This window comes from Pantoea sp. JGM49, from assembly GCF_018257655.1.
Lineage (GTDB): Bacteria > Pseudomonadota > Gammaproteobacteria > Enterobacterales > Enterobacteriaceae > Pantoea > Pantoea communis.
Genome location: NZ_JAERJM010000001.1, coordinates 257090 through 269582, shown reverse-complemented (window position 1 = coordinate 269582; position 12493 = coordinate 257090). Strand labels below are relative to the sequence as shown.

At 54.0% G+C, this 12493-nt stretch carries 14 protein-coding genes; 10 read left to right on the top strand and 4 right to left on the bottom strand.

Annotated features, from left to right (window positions below):
- The first annotated feature begins 8 nt into the window (after positions 1-8).
- The gene (locus tag JK231_RS01410) at positions 9-902 is read left to right on the top strand and encodes a fructosamine kinase family protein (RefSeq protein ID WP_211727833.1); all 894 of its coding nucleotides are present in this window, start codon (positions 9-11) and stop codon (positions 900-902) included.
- Positions 903-906: 4 nt separating this feature from the next.
- Here the strand turns inward: JK231_RS01410 and JK231_RS01405 are convergent, their stop codons facing one another.
- On the bottom strand, positions 907-1443 hold the full coding sequence (locus tag JK231_RS01405; protein WP_034821741.1) for a YniB family protein: 537 nt from the start codon (positions 1441-1443) through the stop codon (positions 907-909).
- Between the two features lie 143 nt (positions 1444-1586).
- Between JK231_RS01405 and hxpB the strand changes: the two genes are divergently transcribed.
- The 6 genes from hxpB (at position 1587) to JK231_RS01375 (ending at position 6949) form a co-directional block, all read left to right on the top strand.
- A complete protein-coding gene (gene hxpB / locus JK231_RS01400; RefSeq protein WP_211727832.1) occupies positions 1587-2255 on the top strand; it encodes a hexitol phosphatase HxpB in 669 nt (222 codons plus the stop codon).
- Positions 2256-2486: 231 nt separating this feature from the next.
- A complete protein-coding gene (kduI, locus tag JK231_RS01395) occupies positions 2487-3323 on the top strand; it encodes a 5-dehydro-4-deoxy-D-glucuronate isomerase (protein WP_034821747.1) in 837 nt (278 codons plus the stop codon).
- Positions 3324-3335: 12 nt separating this feature from the next.
- On the top strand, positions 3336-4097 hold the full coding sequence (gene kduD, locus JK231_RS01390; protein ID WP_097119257.1) for a 2-dehydro-3-deoxy-D-gluconate 5-dehydrogenase KduD: 762 nt from the start codon (positions 3336-3338) through the stop codon (positions 4095-4097).
- Between the two features lie 134 nt (positions 4098-4231).
- The gene (locus JK231_RS01385) at positions 4232-4822 is read left to right on the top strand and encodes a metal-dependent hydrolase (RefSeq protein ID WP_058959772.1); all 591 of its coding nucleotides are present in this window, start codon (positions 4232-4234) and stop codon (positions 4820-4822) included.
- Between the two features lie 153 nt (positions 4823-4975).
- Entirely contained in the window at positions 4976-6367 is a 1392-nt protein-coding gene (locus tag JK231_RS01380; RefSeq protein WP_160834589.1) for an L-cystine transporter, read from the top strand.
- A 198-nt stretch (positions 6368-6565) separates the two neighbouring features.
- Positions 6566-6949, top strand: coding sequence for a DUF6515 family protein (locus JK231_RS01375; protein WP_211727831.1), 384 nt, complete (start codon positions 6566-6568; stop codon positions 6947-6949).
- Between the two features lie 54 nt (positions 6950-7003).
- Here the strand turns inward: JK231_RS01375 and osmE are convergent, their stop codons facing one another.
- Complete coding sequence (osmE, locus tag JK231_RS01370) at positions 7004-7339, bottom strand: osmotically-inducible lipoprotein OsmE (protein ID WP_034821760.1); 336 nt, start codon at positions 7337-7339, stop codon at positions 7004-7006.
- Positions 7340-7530: 191 nt separating this feature from the next.
- On the opposite strand from osmE, the gene JK231_RS01365 reads away from it, so the two are divergent.
- From JK231_RS01365 to cho, 3 genes are all read left to right on the top strand, one after another.
- Positions 7531-8721: a multidrug effflux MFS transporter gene (locus JK231_RS01365; protein WP_211727830.1), complete on the top strand. Its 1191-nt coding sequence runs from the start codon at positions 7531-7533 to the stop codon at positions 8719-8721.
- A gap of 117 nt (positions 8722-8838) precedes the next feature.
- The gene (nadE, locus tag JK231_RS01360; protein ID WP_058959728.1) at positions 8839-9666 is read left to right on the top strand and encodes an ammonia-dependent NAD(+) synthetase; all 828 of its coding nucleotides are present in this window, start codon (positions 8839-8841) and stop codon (positions 9664-9666) included.
- Between the two features lie 112 nt (positions 9667-9778).
- Positions 9779-10639, top strand: coding sequence for an excinuclease Cho (cho, locus tag JK231_RS01355; RefSeq protein ID WP_097119253.1), 861 nt, complete (start codon positions 9779-9781; stop codon positions 10637-10639).
- Positions 10640-10717: 78 nt separating this feature from the next.
- Here cho and spy read toward each other — a convergent pair whose 3' ends face one another.
- The gene (spy, locus tag JK231_RS01350; protein ID WP_034821771.1) at positions 10718-11215 is read right to left on the bottom strand and encodes an ATP-independent periplasmic protein-refolding chaperone Spy; all 498 of its coding nucleotides are present in this window, start codon (positions 11213-11215) and stop codon (positions 10718-10720) included.
- 280 nt (positions 11216-11495) lie between these two features.
- Positions 11496-12491, bottom strand: coding sequence for a succinylglutamate desuccinylase (gene astE, locus JK231_RS01345; RefSeq protein ID WP_211727829.1), 996 nt, complete (start codon positions 12489-12491; stop codon positions 11496-11498).
- Positions 12492-12493: the final 2 nt, after the last annotated feature.

Below are 12493 nucleotides of genomic sequence, written 5' to 3'. Positions count from 1 at the left end.
ATTACCCAATGTGGTCAGCCATTAGTCGTCTGTTAAGCGAACACGCCGGTGAAGCTGAAATCACTGAACGTTACGAACTCCCTGGTGGCGATGTGCATCCTGCCTGGCGCCTCCGCTACGGCGATCTCGACGTTTTCGTTAAATGTAATACGCGCGATATGCTCACTCTGTTTAGCTGGGAAGCGGACCAGCTGGGCTTGCTGGCGCGGACACAGACGGTCCGGGTGCCTAAAGTATATGGCGTCGGGAATGACCGCGACAGCAGCTTTTTGCTGCTGGAATATATCCAGCCAGAGGCGCTGAACGAACAGAGCGCCTTCCAGCTTGGCCAGCAGTTGGCTCACCTCCATCAATGGAGCGAGCAACCGCAGTTTGGACTCGATTACGATAACAACATCACCACCTCCCCCCAGCCCAACAGTTGGCTACGACGCTGGTCGGTGTTCTTTGCTGAACAGCGTATTGGCTGGCAACTGCAACTGGCCGCTGAAAAAGGGGTGCAATACGGCAATACCGAATTGATCGTCGATTGCGTGCAACGCGCGCTGGCCAATCATCATCCTCAGCCTTCTCTACTTCACGGCGATTTATGGCCTGCTAACTGCGCGGATAGCAGCAGTGGGCCATGGCTGTTTGACCCCGCCTGCTATTGGGGCGACAGGGAGTGCGATCTCGCGATGTTGAATTACTACGTCGAATTGCCACGCCAGATTTACGAGGGATATCACTCGGTGTGGCCGCTGGCGGAAGGGTTTTCGCAGCGACAGCCCGTGTATCAGCTCTACTATGTGCTCAACCGCGCCAACGTGTTTGCCGGTAACTGGACAAACGCCGCACAATTCGCGATTGACCAGTTGTTAAATGAAGATGCATTGGGACAACGTCAGGCCAGGCCGGCCTGACGCCTTACAGCATGCCCAGTAATTTCAGGACAAAATAACCCGCAATAGCAATCACAATTGGCAGGATATAGAGCGGGAAAATTTGCAGCAAAATAGTATGTCGCGGGACATGGATCTTCTCTTCCAGCTGAGCACGTGTGCGCCCTTCAGCTCCTTTGGCTTGTTCAAGAATCAACTGATCTTCAATACCTTCCTTGATGTGACGCGACTGACGCCACATGCGCGCGCCTGACGCCTGCAGCGCAATGCCGACGAAAATCAGGATGTAGATGACCCAGAAGCCAATATTGGCACCGCCATGAAACTCCGGTACCGGTGAGTTTTGCCAAAACAGGTTCAAAAACGGCGTATTGAACTTGATCATGTCGACCATGACATGGACAAAATCAAGCATCACTGCATCAATGCCCGGCTGCTTTTCACTGTGTTTAAACATGAAGCCGAGAATTGAGATAATGGTGGATAGCAGCGCCGGAATAAAAATTACCCAGCCAGCCACTCGCTTAAGGATGGCGATGCGGCCAGCCTGTTGGTAAGTCATGGTGTCTCCCTTCACATACAATAGTTTTGCCCTAAGTCTACCTGCACTGCGGCTTTTTTTCCTGAAAAATGCGTAACCTGCCGTGAGTCGGATTTCCCGGCTGCGCATGATAAGGTAGGGCAAATTTCAAACGGAGCTGTTGTATGTCTTATCGTCGCCCGGTGTTGGCCGCTATTTTTGATATGGACGGATTGCTGATCGACTCTGAACCCTTGTGGGATCAGGCAGAACTGGATGTGTTTGCGAGTCTGGGGGTGGATATTACCCGCCGCCATGAACTGCCCGATACGCTGGGTTTGCGCATCGATCAAACCGTCCGTATGTGGTTTGAAGCTTTGCCGTGGAACGGCCCGGATCAGGCGGAAGTGACGCAACGTATCATTGCTCGCGCACTGGCATTGGTTGAGGAGACGCGTCCATTACTGCCCGGCGTTGAACAGGCATTGCAACTTTGCCAGCAGCAGGGATTAAAAATCGCCCTCGCCTCTGCCTCACCGCTGTTTATGCTGGAGCGCGTGCTGGAGATGTTCGACCTGCGCAAATACTTCGACGCCATTGCTTCAGCCGAAAGCCTGCCGTACAGCAAACCTCATCCACAGGTCTATCTGGATGCGGCGACGAAGTTGGCGGTGGATCCGCTTAACTGTGTGACTCTGGAAGATTCGTTCAATGGCATGATCGCCACCAAAGCCGCGCGCATGCGTTCGATTGTGGTGCCAGCAGCCGAGTACGCGGATGATTCGCGTTGGGCGCTGGCCAATGTGAAGCTGGCGAGTTTGGCCGAGTTGAAAGCTGAGCATCTGTTCAATTAATTCTGATACACCTGTGCCGGGCCAGGACTCAGCCCCTCCATTCTCGTTGCCCATCTGTGGGCAACGCTTTGCATTGTTCCTGACACCCACTACGCCAATAACTGCGCGTATTTGATCACCCACACAATTAAATAAAACAACGTTTCATTTTTATTGAATTCACATCTCATCCTGCCTAAGATGCCCAAAGACCCGCTTCGGGACACTTCCTTCAACTTTGAGAGGTCTGAGATGGACGTTCGTCAAAGCATTCATACTGAGCATGCAAAAAATCTGGACACCGCCGGATTACGTCGCGAATTTTTGATCGAGAAAATTTTTGAGGCAGACCATTACACCCTCACTTACAGCCACATTGATCGCATCATCATTGGTGGTGTCATGCCAATCCAGCAGTCGGTGACGATCGGTGAAGAAGTTGGCAAACAACTGGGCGTGAGCTATTTTCTCGAACGCCGCGAACTGGGCGTGATCAATATTGGCGGGCCGGGCTTGATTGACGTCGATGGCAAAACCTGGGAGGTGGGCCATCAGGAGGCGCTGTATGTTGGCCAGGGAGCCAAAAGCGTGGTTTTCCGCAGCAGCAACGCCAACCTTCCAGCGAAGTTTTACTACAACAGCGCACCCGCACATACCCGTTATCCGGATAAAAAGATCACCCTGCAGGATGCAGTCAAAGCCACGTTAGGGGATGCCGCGACCTCAAACCGTCGCACCATTAATAAATTTATTGTGCCGGATGTGTTACCCACCTGCCAGCTCACCATGGGACTCACGCGTCTTGATGACGGCAATCTCTGGAACACCATGCCGTGCCACACCCATGAACGTCGTATGGAAGTGTACTTTTACTTTGATATGGCAGATGACAGCGCCGTTTTCCACATGATGGGCCAGCCGCAGGAAACGCGCCATTTGCTGGTGCACAACGAGCAGGCGGTGATTTCACCAAGCTGGTCAATTCATGCCGGAGTGGGCACACAGCGCTATACCTTTATCTGGGGCATGGTGGGCGAAAATCAGGTGTTCGATGACATGGACCACGTCAGCATCAGCGCGCTGCGCTAACAGGAGCGAAAGATGATCCTTAACGCATTTAATCTTGAAGGCAAAATTGCGCTGGTCACCGGCTGTAATACCGGTTTAGGTCAGGGGATGGCCTTAGGGTTGGCGCAAGCCGGCTGTGACATCATTGGCGTTAATCGTGCCGGTCCTGCCGATACACAGTCTAAAGTTGAAGCCCTGGGGCGCCGCTTTTGGTCGATTCAGGCCGATTTGACTCAGCCGAAAGGGGTGCCGCAGATTGTTGAACAAGCCGTGGCTCAGGCCGGACGTATCGATATTCTGGTGAATAACGCGGGCATCATCCGCCGTGAAGATGCACTCAACTTCAGCGAGCAGGACTGGGACGATGTCATGAACATCAACAGCAAAAGCCTGTTCTTCCTGTCTCAGCAGGTGGCGCGTCAGTTTATCGCTCAGGGCAACGGCGGCAAAATTATTAATATCGCCTCAATGCTCTCCTTTCAGGGCGGCATTCGCGTGCCCTCTTACACTGCGTCGAAAAGCGCGGTGATGGGTTTAACGCGGCTAATGGCAAATGAGTGGGCGAAACACGGCATTAACGTGAATGCCATCGCTCCTGGCTATATGGCGACCAATAATACCGAACAACTGCGTAATGATGAGTCGCGCAACGAAGAGATCCTTGGGCGCATCCCTGCCGGACGCTGGGGTGTTCCGGATGACATGATGGGTCCGATCGTGTTTCTGGCTTCTGACGCTGCAGATTATGTGCACGGCTACACACTGGCCGTCGATGGTGGATGGTTAGCACGCTAACCTGTTCTTTTCCCGCGTCATTATGACGCGGGAAAGCGAAAAATATTAACGCTTCGTTACAGCGTCACCGTTCTATTTCACTGGATAAATCCCTATACTGGATGCATCGACAGTTTTTGCAGCCAGGTTTCATCATGACGGCCGAAGGCCATATCATTTTTGCCATTGCCAGCGCGATTTTTGCTAAGCGTGCGGAGCTGACGCCAGTCATGGCCAGCGCCGACTGGTGGCATCTCGTGCCTGCTGCACTGCTGACCTGTCTGCTGCCTGATATTGACCATCCTAAATCTGTGTTAGGCCAGCGCCTGAAATGGATCTCACAACCCATTGCGCGCGCCTTTGGTCATCGTGGATTTACCCACAGTTTGCTGGCGGTGGCGATAAGCCTGTGGCTATTCCAGATTAACGTTCCGGCGGACTGGTTCCTGCCTGCTGATGTTTTACAGGGGATGACGCTGGGTTATCTCAGTCACATCGTCGCCGACATGTTGACCCCCGCAGGCGTCCCCTTGCTGTGGCCGTGCCGCTGGCGTTTCCGTTTGCCGCTGCTCAATAGCCAGAAAGGCAATCAACTGGAGCGCGCACTTTGTCTCGCATTGGTCGGATATGCATTGTGGTTTCCCGCAGGTATGCCCTCTTTTGGTGCCAACGGTTGGCCCGAGCAACTGTTTAATACGCTGCAAAATGGTGTCGGTCGGCTAGTTAATGGCCAAAGTGGTCAATAACCAGGCAAATCAATCAATAAAGTTATAAACCATTCCTTTTGAGTATAAGCCTGCACTTTCCTGAACTGGTAACATTCCTGACATTCCCTGACGGGAACTTACTGTTTTCCGTGCCAGCCAAACGTGCTGCGCGGCACACCTCTGGAGTCGAGTATGGATTTTCCCCTCATTATTAATATCATCGCCTTCGTTGCGTTGCTGATTCTGTTGAATCGTATTGGCAACCAAAGCTGGAGCCTGTCGAAACGCGTGCTGACTGGCTTAGTGATTGGCGTGCTGTTCGGTCTGGCGCTGCAAACCATTTATGGCGAAAACAGCCCGGTGGTGAAGGATTCAATTAGCTGGTTCAACATTGTCGGCAACGGTTATGTCCAGTTGCTGCAGATGATTGTGATGCCGCTGGTGTTTGCGTCAATCCTGAGCGCTGTCGCGCGCCTGCATAATGCCTCTTCACTCGGCAAAATCAGCGTGCTGACCATTGGCGTATTGCTGTTCACCACCGCGATCTCCGCGTTGGTGGGTGTGATGGTCACCGGGCTGTTTGGCCTGAGCGCAGAAGGTCTGGTGCAGGGTGCGCAGGAAACCGCACGTCTGAGCGCGATCCAGAGCAACTATGTAGGCAAGGTTGCCGATCTCAGCACGCCGCAGCTGCTGCTCTCCTTTATCCCGAAAAATCCGTTTGCCGATATGGCGGGTGCTAACCCCACCTCGATCATCAGCGTGGTGATCTTCGCTGCCTTCCTCGGCGTGGCTGCATTGCAGTTGCTGAAGGATGACAAAGTCAAAGGCGAGCGCGTACTGGTGGCAATTGATACGCTACAGTCCTGGGTGATGAAACTGGTGCGTTTGATCATGAAGCTGACGCCGTACGGTGTGCTGGCGCTGATGACCAAAGTGGTGGCGGGTTCTAACCTGCAGGACATCATCAAGCTGGGTGGTTTTGTGGTGGCCTCTTATCTCGGTCTGGCGATCATGTTTGGTGTGCACGCCCTGCTGCTGTCAGTGAACGGCATCAACCCGATGCGCTTCTTCCGCAAAGTATGGCCGGTGATCACCTTCGCTTTCACCAGCCGTTCCAGTGCGGCCAGCATTCCGCTGAACGTCGAAACGCAGACGCGCCGTCTTGGTGTGCCCGAATCGATTGCCAGCTTCTCGGCTTCTTTCGGTGCCACCATTGGTCAGAACGGTTGCGCCGGTTTGTACCCGACCATGCTGGCGGTGATGGTTGCGCCAACGGTCGGCATCAACCCGTTTGATCCGATGTGGATTGCGACGCTGGTCGGTATCGTTACGCTGAGCTCAGCCGGTGTTGCCGGTGTCGGCGGCGGTGCCACCTTCGCAGCGCTGATTGTGCTGCCTGCGATGGGCTTACCGGTGACCCTGGTTGCGCTGCTGATTTCCATTGAGCCGCTGATCGACATGGGCCGTACCGCATTGAACGTCAATGGTTCGATGACGGCCGGTTCACTCACCAGCCGCTGGCTCGGTTTGACCGATAAAAGAGTGCTGGAAAGCGACGAGCACGCTGAACTGGCGCATCGCTAATTCCGACGCAGCAGAACAACGGCAGGCCTCATCGCCTGCCGTTTTTTTATGGCTGAAACTCCGCAATTCCCCCCGATCGTGGCGCTAGCGTCAGGAAAGCGTTAAGCATGGTAAACAGACGAAAAATCAGCCACTTTTCACTTGAGTTTTGTCGTCAGAAGGCTAATTCTGCTATCAGTCATAGCAGGAGAATCACCGATGAAAAACGTTATCGCCTCGGTGCTGGCGTTAACCTTATTAACGCCCGCCATTAGTTTTGCCCACCCTTACGGATGGGGCCCCGGCCCAGGTCCACATTGGGGTGGTGGCCCACGTTGGGGCGGTCCTGGTCCGCTGCGCTTCTTACCTGAGGCGGCGACAGCGGTGCTGATAGGCGGTCTCACTTATTACATGCTGAATGGCAATTACTACCAGCGTCAGGGCGATACCTACGTGGTGGTTCAGGCGCCTGAAGCGCCGCCAGAAGGCGGGATGCGCGTGCTCGATTTCAACGGAAAACGCTATTACGTGCAGGGAGGGCACTACTATCAGCGTGAGACGGGCGGCAATTACGTTGAAGTGCCCCGCCCGTACGGACTGTAAGCGTAAAACGAAAAAAGGCCCGTCATTGACGGGCCTTTTTGCATTCGGCAAGAATTACTGAGCAGCTTGCGGATCGGTATCGTAGTCTTTACAGCTCTGGAAACCGTAGTTCATGACACGGCCCACATCGTTGTAACTGACAAAGTAGGTCTGTGCTTTACCATCACGCTCGCCAATCACGTAAGTCTGGCAAGTACCACGGGCGTGTACCATGGTGATTTCAGTTGATGGAGCACCCGCAATCTGGCGAACCTGATCGCGCGTCATTCCTTTTTTCACATCCTTAACCACCGGCTTAGTCACATAGCTTTCCGCTTTGTCATAAGTCGTACAACCTGACAGAGCTACCAGCGTCACAGCAGCAGCGATACATCCCAGCACTTTATTCATCTTTATATTCCTCATTCTTTGTCCATGTCACATTAAGCCTGGAACATAAATCCAGATTTATCAACTCAATGGCTTCGCTTTAAGCCCATTCTGAAGCGTTAGTTTTTCGTAAAGTTGCTGTGTTGCCGCTTCGCGCTTCGTATAATCCCCCGGCAAAAAAAATCTTGAGACATCAATAAAACAGAGGATCAATGACACCTGCACACTCTAATCGGCTGGTTTACGCCATTACGCTGGGCCTGCTCGCGGCACTTGGACCGCTCTGTATCGACTTGTACTTGCCCGCCTTACCTGAACTGGCGCGCGATCTGCATACCGAAACCGCCACCGCGCAGTTAAGTTTGACCGCAGGATTACTGGGCCTCGGCGCTGGACAATTGCTGTTTGGCCCGATGAGCGACAAGTTTGGCCGTATCCGCCCGTTGTTGCTGTCGCTGGTGCTATTATTTATCGCGTCGATTGGCTGCGCGCTGGCAAAAGACATTCACTCTCTGTTGGTAGCGCGTCTGTTTGAAGGTCTGGCGGGCGCAGGCGGTGCGGTATTATCACGCGCTATCGCTCGTGATATGTACAGCGGCCATGAACTGACTCGCTTCTTTGCCCTGCTGATGCTGGTGAATGGCCTTGCGCCAATTGGTGCACCGGTGCTCGGCGGTGTGTTAATGACGGTGCTGAACTGGCGCGGCATTTTTGTGGTGCTCGGTTGTATCGCTGTACTGCTGATCTTCCTCGCGCGCTGGAAACTGCACGAAACGCTGCCCGCCGAACGTCGCAGTCAGGGCTCGATCTTTTCCGCCTGGGCGGCACTCGGCCAGGTGATAACTCATCGTCCCTTCATGGGCTTCTGCCTGACGCAGGGCTTTATGATGTCCGGCATGTTTGCCTACATTGGCGCTTCCCCGTTTGTGTTACAGCAAATCTATGGACTGTCGCCGCAGGCGTTTAGCTTCTGCTTCGCCGCCAATGGCTTCGGCCTGATTATTGCATCGCAAACCAGTGCACGTTTGTGCCCGCTGTGGGGTGAATATCGCGTGCTGAAAGGTGGACTGACGCTGGCATTCGTGGCGTCAGGTTGCTTGCTATTAGCAGGCCTGACCGGTGCACCATTGCCAATCATTCTGCTGGCACTGTTCTTCACCATCGCCAGTAACGGTGTGATTGCCACCACGGCTTCGTCATTGGCGATGCAAAGTCAGGGACACCGTGCAGGCAGCGCCTCGGCGGTGATTGGCGTCACCATGTTCACCTTAGGTGCCATTAGCGTGCCCGTCACCGGTTTGGGCGGCACCTCAGTATTGAGCATGACGGGCACTATCTTTGGCTGCTTTATGCTGGCAATTTTGATGTTCATCCTGTTGGCGCAAAAACCGAAAAGCGCCTGAAAAGCCTGCAAATAAGTGCGACAACAAGCCATGCGGCTTGTTGTTTGCCAGCGGAGGCGTTAGCTTTAGCAGATGATTCGTATTGTGCCGTCAGGCTACTGACTTGAGGAGAGGTTCATGTCACTGCAGCAGGAAATCATTGAAGCGTTGGGTGTTAAACCCGTTATCGATCCGCAACAGGAAGTCCGCGTCAGCGTCGATTTTCTGAAATCCTACCTGAAAGCCAATCCATTCCTGAAAACCCTGGTGCTCGGCATCAGCGGCGGACAGGACTCCACGCTAACCGGCATCTTGTCACAAACCGCCATTCGCGAGTTACGTGAAGAGACCGGCGACAAAGATTACACCTTTATTGCGGTACGTCTGCCGTATGGCGTGCAGGCCGATGAGCAGGATTGTCAGGATGCGCTGGCGTTTATCCAGCCGGATCGCACCTTGGTCGTGAATATCAAGGAAGCGATTCTCGCCAGCGAGCGCGCGTTGAAAGAGGCGGGCATCGTGGTTTCCGATTTCGTGCGCGGCAACGAAAAAGCGCGTGAGCGTATGAAGGCACAATACAGCATCGCCGGCATGACCAAAGGCGTGGTGGTGGGCACCGACCATGCGGCCGAAGCCGTGACCGGTTTCTTCACCAAATACGGTGACGGCGGCAGCGATATCAACCCGATTTTCCGCCTGCACAAAGGTCAGGGAAAACAGCTGTTAAAAACCCTTGGCTGCCCGGAACACTTGTATCTGAAGCATCCTACTGCCGACCTGGAAGACGATCGTCCTGGCTTGCAGGACGAAGTGGCACTCGGCGTCACCTATCAACAGATTGACGCTTATCTGGAAGGCAAAACCATCGATGCCGCCGCCGCGAAGATCATTGAAGGCTGGTATCTGAAAACCGAACACAAACGTCGTCCGCCGATCACCGTGTTCGACGACTTCTGGAAAAAGTAACCGCTCTACGTTTCCCGCCGCTGTCGCGGGAAACGCCCTCCTCCTGCCGCTGACTGGCGAGAAAAGCATCACGCTGATATACTGGACAGACAACCAGTAATCGGAGTGTGTTTTGGTCAGACGTGCAGCCAGCCACCGCCTCGAATTTGATGCGGCCGCGATTTATCAATATCCCGAACATTTACGCCAATGGCTGGAAGGTTTGCCCAATCAGCCTGGCGTTTACACCTTTCACGGTGACAGCGCTAACCTGCCGTTATATATCGGCAAAAGCGTCAACCTGCGCAGTCGGGTGATGTCGCATTTTCGCACCCCGGATGAAGCCAACATGTTGCGTCAGGCGCGACGCGTCACCTGGATCCCCACCGCGGGCGATCTTGGCGCGCAATTGCTGGAAGCGCAGATGATCAAAACGCAGCAGCCGCTGTTTAATAAGCGCCTGCGCAAAAATCGTCAGCTCTGTTCGTTGCAGCTTGGCGATGGCGCTCCACAGGTGGTGTACGCCAAAGATCTCGACTTCTCGTGTTCACCGAATCTCTATGGCTTATTTCGCAGCCGCTTTGCAGCCATGGAAAAACTCAAGACGATTGCCGATGAACAGCGCCTGTGTCATGGATTGCTGGGATTGGAGCGGTTAACGCCGGGACGCGGCTGTTTTCGCGCCGCGCTAAAACGCTGTGCCGGGGCGTGTTGCGGTAACGAATCCTTTGAAGCCCATCAGCAACGTTTGCATCAGGCATTGGAAAAGATGCGCGTGGTGTGCTGGCCGTGGCAAGGCCCGGTTGGCATGGTGGAAGTAGGAACGGCGATGACGCAGATTCACGTTATCGATCACTGGTTCTGGCTCGGTTCGGTCGCTACCGAAGCAGAGGCTCGCCAACTGCAGCGCGCACGCCAGGGTTTTGATCATGACGGCTATAAAATTTTGTGCCGCCCGCTACTGTCCGGGGTTTTCCCGCTGATAGAACTCTAAAACAAAACCGCCGACGCTGCCCAAAGCATCAGATGCAGTGGACAACGTCGGCGGTCTCAAACCGATTAGCTAAACGGCTTATTCACCATCAGCCGGCGGTGGCGGCATTTTACCGTCATGCGGGCCTTTCTCTGTCAGACGTTTCTCAAAGTTGGCGTTGTACTGTTTTTTCTGCTCAGGCGTCAGCACGTTGTAAATCTTGTTCTGTGTTTCCATCATGCTCACCGCACGATCTTTCGCGTTGGCGGTCATTTTCTCAGCCTGCGCTTCGGCTTTCGCTTTATCGAAAGTATCTGAAGCGATGATGCTGTGGTTGGCACGACGCTCTTCCAGAGATGGACGTTTCATCTCTTTATGGCTGTCACGCATGATGGTCTTGATCTGCGCTTTCTGCGCATCCGTTAAATTCAGGCCTTTGAACATCATCTCCATACCGTGATGATGCATTGGCGGCTTGTGCATCGGTTTTTCGCTACCTGCTGGCGGTGGTGTCAGATTGTCCGCTGCAGCGTGGACGATGTTGGCAGCACCAAGAGCCATTGCAGTAGCCAGGAACAGGGAAGTGAGTTTACGCATAATATTTGTCCTTACTATTCAGTTTCATGACGACAAGGTGTGTCGCGTCTTCGGAAACAAGCATACGACGCCAAACGTCAACTACTCAGAGTCTGAGTAAAGCCCTGAAAGCATAAAAGACAGTAATCAGGCAATCATGGAGAGAAAGAGAAGAAATGCGTGAGGAATTGCAAAAGAGTATGACAATCAAACGGAAATGCGCAGGAATTAAGGAGGAGTGTAACGGTATTGTCGGATTTGCGGAAGGGAAAAATGGGTGAATTTTCTTCACCCACCTTTTTTATAACGTCAGTGCCTGCGTTTGCTCGTTTTCTTCCACCAGCATCAAGCCTGCACGCAATCCTGCGGCAACATTCGGATTGGGAAACAGCACATATTCGCGCGCCTGTTGCACGTAATAGCGCGTCTCGCCCTCTTCTGCCAGCAACGTGCCCTGCGGGAAAGCGGTGAAGTTCAGGGTCTCTGGCCCCATGTGCAGCACAAACGCGTCGCCGTGACGGGTAATTTGCTGTGCCACACGATAGTGTCGCGGCTGTTCCCGCACTTCTGGCAGTGACTCACCGTACAACAATGCCGCCAGCGCCAGCTGTACCGCCGCGAACTGGCTAAGATCATTTTCACCAAACGGCAGCGCTTTACCCAGCTCCAGCGTGCAGCTGGCCGCATCGTGATGTTCACAGCTGTAATGGGTAAAAGTGCCACCTGGGGAACGATGAAACACCAGCGCCTCCAGCTCAGCCGCCGCCAGCCAGTGCAGGAAATCCTGCGGCCACGGCTGAGGATTCAGCGGCATCACGCCGAAACGCGCATGGTACGAGCCACGAATCGCGGTATGCAGATCCAGATGCCAGCGCACTTCATGATCGCGACACTCGCGCCAAAATCGCTCAAGCGCTTGCTCCAGTTGCAGCGTACGCTGCGCTTCAGGTAGGTCGGGAACCTTCTGCCAGCGCCCTCCGAACAAACGGTTAATATCATATTGCTGATAGCGTTTGCCGCTGCGCAGCGCCTCTGGATTGCCTAATATCACCAGCAAGCGCACCGCTAACGGTTGTTCTCCGCGTAGCAGTGGCGTCAGCAACAGGTTAAGAATCTCAACCGGGGCCGTTTCGTTGCCGTGGACGCCCGCTGACAGTACCAGCGCCTGATGCGTCGGTGCATGGGGGGTCAGGGATAGAATGCCCTCATCATGCCACTGCCACTGTAAATGGGCATTGCTGCCCTGCCGCTGCTGCGGCGGCTTACCTGACAGGGTTTGTTGTAGAAAATCCTGCATGT

What these genes read in the sequence shown, in the direction of transcription:
- JK231_RS01385 (WP_058959772.1), top strand. Translation starts at nt 4,232, where the DNA reads ATGACGGCCGAAGGCCATATCATTTTTGCCATTGCCAGCGCGATTTTT.
- nadE (WP_058959728.1), top strand. Translation starts at nt 8,839, where the DNA reads ATGTCACTGCAGCAGGAAATCATTGAAGCGTTGGGTGTTAAACCCGTT.
- hxpB (WP_211727832.1), top strand. Translation starts at nt 1,587, where the DNA reads ATGTCTTATCGTCGCCCGGTGTTGGCCGCTATTTTTGATATGGACGGA.
- kduD (WP_097119257.1), top strand. Translation starts at nt 3,336, where the DNA reads ATGATCCTTAACGCATTTAATCTTGAAGGCAAAATTGCGCTGGTCACC.
- JK231_RS01410 (WP_211727833.1), top strand. Translation starts at nt 9, where the DNA reads ATGTGGTCAGCCATTAGTCGTCTGTTAAGCGAACACGCCGGTGAAGCT.
- osmE (WP_034821760.1), bottom strand. Translation starts at nt 7,339, where the DNA reads ATGAATAAAGTGCTGGGATGTATCGCTGCTGCTGTGACGCTGGTAGCT.
- JK231_RS01380 (WP_160834589.1), top strand. Translation starts at nt 4,976, where the DNA reads ATGGATTTTCCCCTCATTATTAATATCATCGCCTTCGTTGCGTTGCTG.
- JK231_RS01365 (WP_211727830.1), top strand. Translation starts at nt 7,531, where the DNA reads ATGACACCTGCACACTCTAATCGGCTGGTTTACGCCATTACGCTGGGC.
- JK231_RS01375 (WP_211727831.1), top strand. Translation starts at nt 6,566, where the DNA reads ATGAAAAACGTTATCGCCTCGGTGCTGGCGTTAACCTTATTAACGCCC.
- JK231_RS01405 (WP_034821741.1), bottom strand. Translation starts at nt 1,443, where the DNA reads ATGACTTACCAACAGGCTGGCCGCATCGCCATCCTTAAGCGAGTGGCT.
- kduI (WP_034821747.1), top strand. Translation starts at nt 2,487, where the DNA reads ATGGACGTTCGTCAAAGCATTCATACTGAGCATGCAAAAAATCTGGAC.
- spy (WP_034821771.1), bottom strand. Translation starts at nt 11,215, where the DNA reads ATGCGTAAACTCACTTCCCTGTTCCTGGCTACTGCAATGGCTCTTGGT.
- astE (WP_211727829.1), bottom strand. Translation starts at nt 12,491, where the DNA reads ATGCAGGATTTTCTACAACAAACCCTGTCAGGTAAGCCGCCGCAGCAG.